We start from the raw sequence: 3,746 nt of genomic DNA, 5'->3' as shown, positions 1-3,746 counted from the left end.
CAGCCGTGACAGGAGCGACCCGCGGCATCGGACGCGCAATCGCTCTCGCTCTGGCGGAAGCAGGAGCGGACATTGCCCTCCTGCAGCGCTCACCCGATCAATACGAGGTGAAAGAAGAGATCGAGAAACTGGGAAGAAAATGCGAGATTATCCCCTGTGATTTAGACAACGCCGCGCAGGTAAAAGAAGCCGTACCCGGCGTAGTGTCCCGTTTCGGAACGATTGATATTTTAGTAAACAATGCGGGCATTCAACGTCGCTCTCCTTCCATCGATTTCGCGGAATCAGACTGGGATGATGTGATTCAAGTCAATTTGAAAACAGTGTGGCTCTTGTGCCAGCAGGCCGGACGCTACATGGTGCCCCGGAAACAAGGAAAAATCATCAATCTGGCTTCCCTTCTTTCCTATCAGGGCGGAATTACCGTCCCGGCTTACGCTGCCGCAAAAGGAGGTGTGGCCCAACTCACAAAAGCATTGTCCAATGAATGGGCACAGCACAATGTCAACGTCAACGCGATTGTCCCCGGCTATATCGCCACCGATATGAACACGGCCCTGCTGAACGATTCGACCCGAAATTCTCAAATTCTCGACAGAATTCCGGCCGGACGCTGGGGAAACCCGGAAGACTTTAAAGGGACCGTCGTATTTTTAGCCTCCGATGCATCCAATTATGTTCACGGTCACCTGCTGGCTGTCGACGGCGGATGGTTGGGCCGGTAACTTTTTGGGCGGGGGTGAATAAATCATTCACATCTTAATCTACTTCATCAACTTGTTTACGAGGGGGAGAATTTATGAAAAAAGGAATAAAAAAAGCGGCTATTTATCTGATTATTTCGAGTATTATTCTTACTGTTTTCGGCTGCGGAAGTCAAAAAACTGTTGAAACATCCGCTAAAAATAAAGCCGAACCAGCCGGTAGCATACAAGAACGGAGGTTTAAGCTCGGAGTCGGCCTGGATGAAAAGCATTCCGAAGGACAAGGCGCGCAGAAATTCAAAGAGATTGTTGAGAAAAACAGCAATGGGAAGTTTAACGTAAGTTTATACTACAACAATCAATTGGGTGACGATAAACAAACGATCGACAATCTTATAGGAGGCACACAGGAACTTGGGGTGATTTCCACCTCTCCGCTGGCTTCCACAGTTAAAGAATTCGGCATCTTTGATTTCCCGTTTGTCTTTAACAATGAGCAGGAAGCGTATACCATATTGGATGGCGAGGTAGGAAAAACACTGCTGGACAAACTTCCTTCTCACGGATTAATCGGATTAGGCTATTGGGAGAACGGTTTCCGCAATCTAACAAACAGCAAACACCCGGTCTCTACCTTAGAGGATTTTAAGGGATTAAAGATTAGAACGATGCCCAATAAGGTACATCTCGATGTATTTAGTGCTCTGGGGGCAAATCCGACGCCGATGGCCTTTTCTGAAGTTTTTACCGCGCTGGATTCTAAAACCATTGATGGACAGGAAAATCCGCTGCCAACAATTGAAATCCATAAATTCAATGAGGTTCAGCCTTATCTGAGCATGACCAATCATGTCTACACTCCCTTTATCTTCATGGCCAGCAAAAAATTCTGGGATGGGCTTTCTGATGAAGAGAAAAAAATCATCCAAGAGGCCGTGATCGAAGCCGGAAAATACCAGCGTAAGCTGAACATTGAACAGAATAAAAAATCGCTTGAAAACTTGAAGGCGGCAGGAATGCAAGTAAATGAGGTCTCAGATGAAGAAAAAGAAAAAATCAAAGCCGTTATAAAGCCGGTTATTGAGCAACACTCCAAAGAAATCGGGGAAGATCTGACACAAAAAATGTATGCCGAAGTGGAAAAAGCACGCAAAAAATAAAGCATGTTTCTCTTAAAACCTGTCCAAAGCTATCATCCGGACAGGTTTTAAAGCTGTCGCGGGACCTTGACAGCTTATTTTTTTGAGGCACCGCAAGGCACACGGACTAAAGCTTGATCTTCATCGAAGTCGCCCTTTCATTTACGAAATTAACTGTGGCATTGTAATCTTCCCTCCCTCTCTCGAAAATACCAACAAAACAAGTAGACAAAGTTTATATTTTGGTGCTATAGTACAAAACAATAACGATAATCGAATAAGACAAGAAGAGGTGGAGCCAGATGAGGGACCTATTAAAAGAAGTTGCGCGAGGAAAAAAAGGAGCAAAAGACCTGCCTTACGAGCAAGCCCTGTGCGGTGCCCGGATGATCATATCCGGCGAAGCTACGCCTGCGCAGACCGCCGCGTTTTTTGTAGCGGAGCGAATCAAGATGGAGACGGCGGACGAGCTGCTTGCGTTCGTTGAAGCGCTGCGGGAACGCACCGAGCAACATCCCATTCCGGGAAGCGTCGATTGTGCCGGTCCGTATGATGGACGGAAGAAGTCGTTCTTCGTAAATTTCCCGGCCGCATTCGTTACGGCTGCCTGTGGCGTACCCGTTACCCTGCACGGCGGCGAATCCTTACCACCTAAATGGGGCATTACTCTCTCTGACATTCTAGGCACGCTGGGTGTGCAGGCTCAAGGAAACAAACAAGCATTTATCGAAGCCGCCCGTAAAACGGGCGTATTGTACGTCTACGCAGAAACCTGGAACCCGGCGTTATCGAGCCTGCGGCCGCTGCGCGAGGAATTGGGGTTTCGGACGATGCTCAACACGGCGGAGAAATTTCTGCGGTATTCAGAAGCGCCGTATATGGCAGCGGGCATATTCCACGGCACGGTATTCAAGAAGATGGCAGAGGTGATGACGCGGCTGGGTGTGCGGCGCGGCATTGTGGTGCAGGGTATGGAAGGTTCGGAAGATGTGCCGATACACCAGAGCACACGAGCGCTGCTGGTTACTGAAGATTCTCATGAGCTGTTTATTATTGACCCGGAAGCGCTGGGCGTACAGGCGGAAGTACCAGAATTGGAATGGACACCAAAATTGCAGGCCGACATCGCCCTGCAGGTGCTTCGGAATGAAGCGGAACTTCCTTTCGTCAATCTCGTTCTCTTAAATAGTGCCGTCCGGCTGTGGGTTGCAGAAAAGGCAAGCTCTATTGAAGAAGGAATCGAATTATCCAGAAACGTTATTGCGGAAGGCAAAGCGCTGGCCATGTTTGAAACATGGGAAGCTGCCATTCAGCAGTATTCCAACATCGTTTCATAGAGTTATCTCTTCAAATAGGTCGGGTCAGGAACCCGATTCCTGACCGGCTTTCTTCGTGTTAAACATCCTTGTCTCCTCCCTTCGTGTTGTAGGAAAACTTTTTTCCCGCCTTCATTGTAATTTGTAACAAAAGATGCTCGTCAGCATTTATTATGAATGGATATTTCTCCCGTATCATGTTACAGTTTGAATATACAAAATATTTGAGCGAGCGTTCGTTCATTCATTAAGGAGTTGATCTATTATGCCTGCTTCTCCGATTCAATTTTTCCAGCGTACATTTCCCAGTGCTAACATGGTGCTTCTGCACGGAAAGCAGCCTATCCTTGTTGATACGGGGTTCGGCAGCGACACCGCAACCACAAAGCAGCTTCTCACAAGTGCCGGCGTTGCCCCTGAATCTCTCTCCCTGATTGTCAATACGCACTATCACAGCGATCATGTCGGCGGCAATTATGAACTACAGACAAGATACGGCACTCCGATTGCCGCACACCGCTGGGAGGGCGAAGCAGTCAATGCCCGTAACCCCGAGGCTTGCTGTGCAGAATGGCTGGACCAGCCGG

General features: G+C 48.2%; 4 protein-coding genes. All 4 read left to right on the top strand.

The genetic code is table 11. The annotated features are described in order from the left end of the window. Window positions 1-725: SDR family oxidoreductase (locus tag B2899_RS08665; RefSeq protein WP_286885112.1), on the top strand; the 725-nt coding region annotated here is incomplete at its 5' end. 74 nt (window positions 726-799) lie between these two features. Beyond that, entirely contained in the window at window positions 800-1,864 is a 1,065-nt protein-coding gene (locus tag B2899_RS08660; protein ID WP_286885110.1) for a TRAP transporter substrate-binding protein, read from the top strand. Between the two features lie 281 nt (window positions 1,865-2,145). After that, the gene (locus B2899_RS08655; protein WP_146809998.1) at window positions 2,146-3,180 is read left to right on the top strand and encodes an anthranilate phosphoribosyltransferase; all 1,035 of its coding nucleotides are present in this window, start codon (window positions 2,146-2,148) and stop codon (window positions 3,178-3,180) included. A gap of 244 nt (window positions 3,181-3,424) precedes the next feature. Next, a partial coding sequence (locus B2899_RS08650; protein WP_286885108.1) for an MBL fold metallo-hydrolase occupies window positions 3,425-3,746 on the top strand: 322 nt, incomplete at its 3' end.

It is taken from the genome of Aneurinibacillus sp. UBA3580 (genome assembly GCF_002375825.1).
Classification (GTDB): Bacteria; Bacillota; Bacilli; order Aneurinibacillales; family Aneurinibacillaceae; genus Aneurinibacillus; species Aneurinibacillus danicus.
The sequence above is the reverse complement of the archived record's forward strand: the minus strand, read 5'-3'. Positions and strand labels throughout refer to the sequence as shown.

Coding starts and splice junctions, on each gene's coding strand:
- B2899_RS08655 (WP_146809998.1), top strand. CDS start 2,146: ATGAGGGACCTATTAAAAGAAGTTGCGCGAGGAAAAAAAGGAGCAAAA.
- B2899_RS08660 (WP_286885110.1), top strand. CDS start 800: ATGAAAAAAGGAATAAAAAAAGCGGCTATTTATCTGATTATTTCGAGT.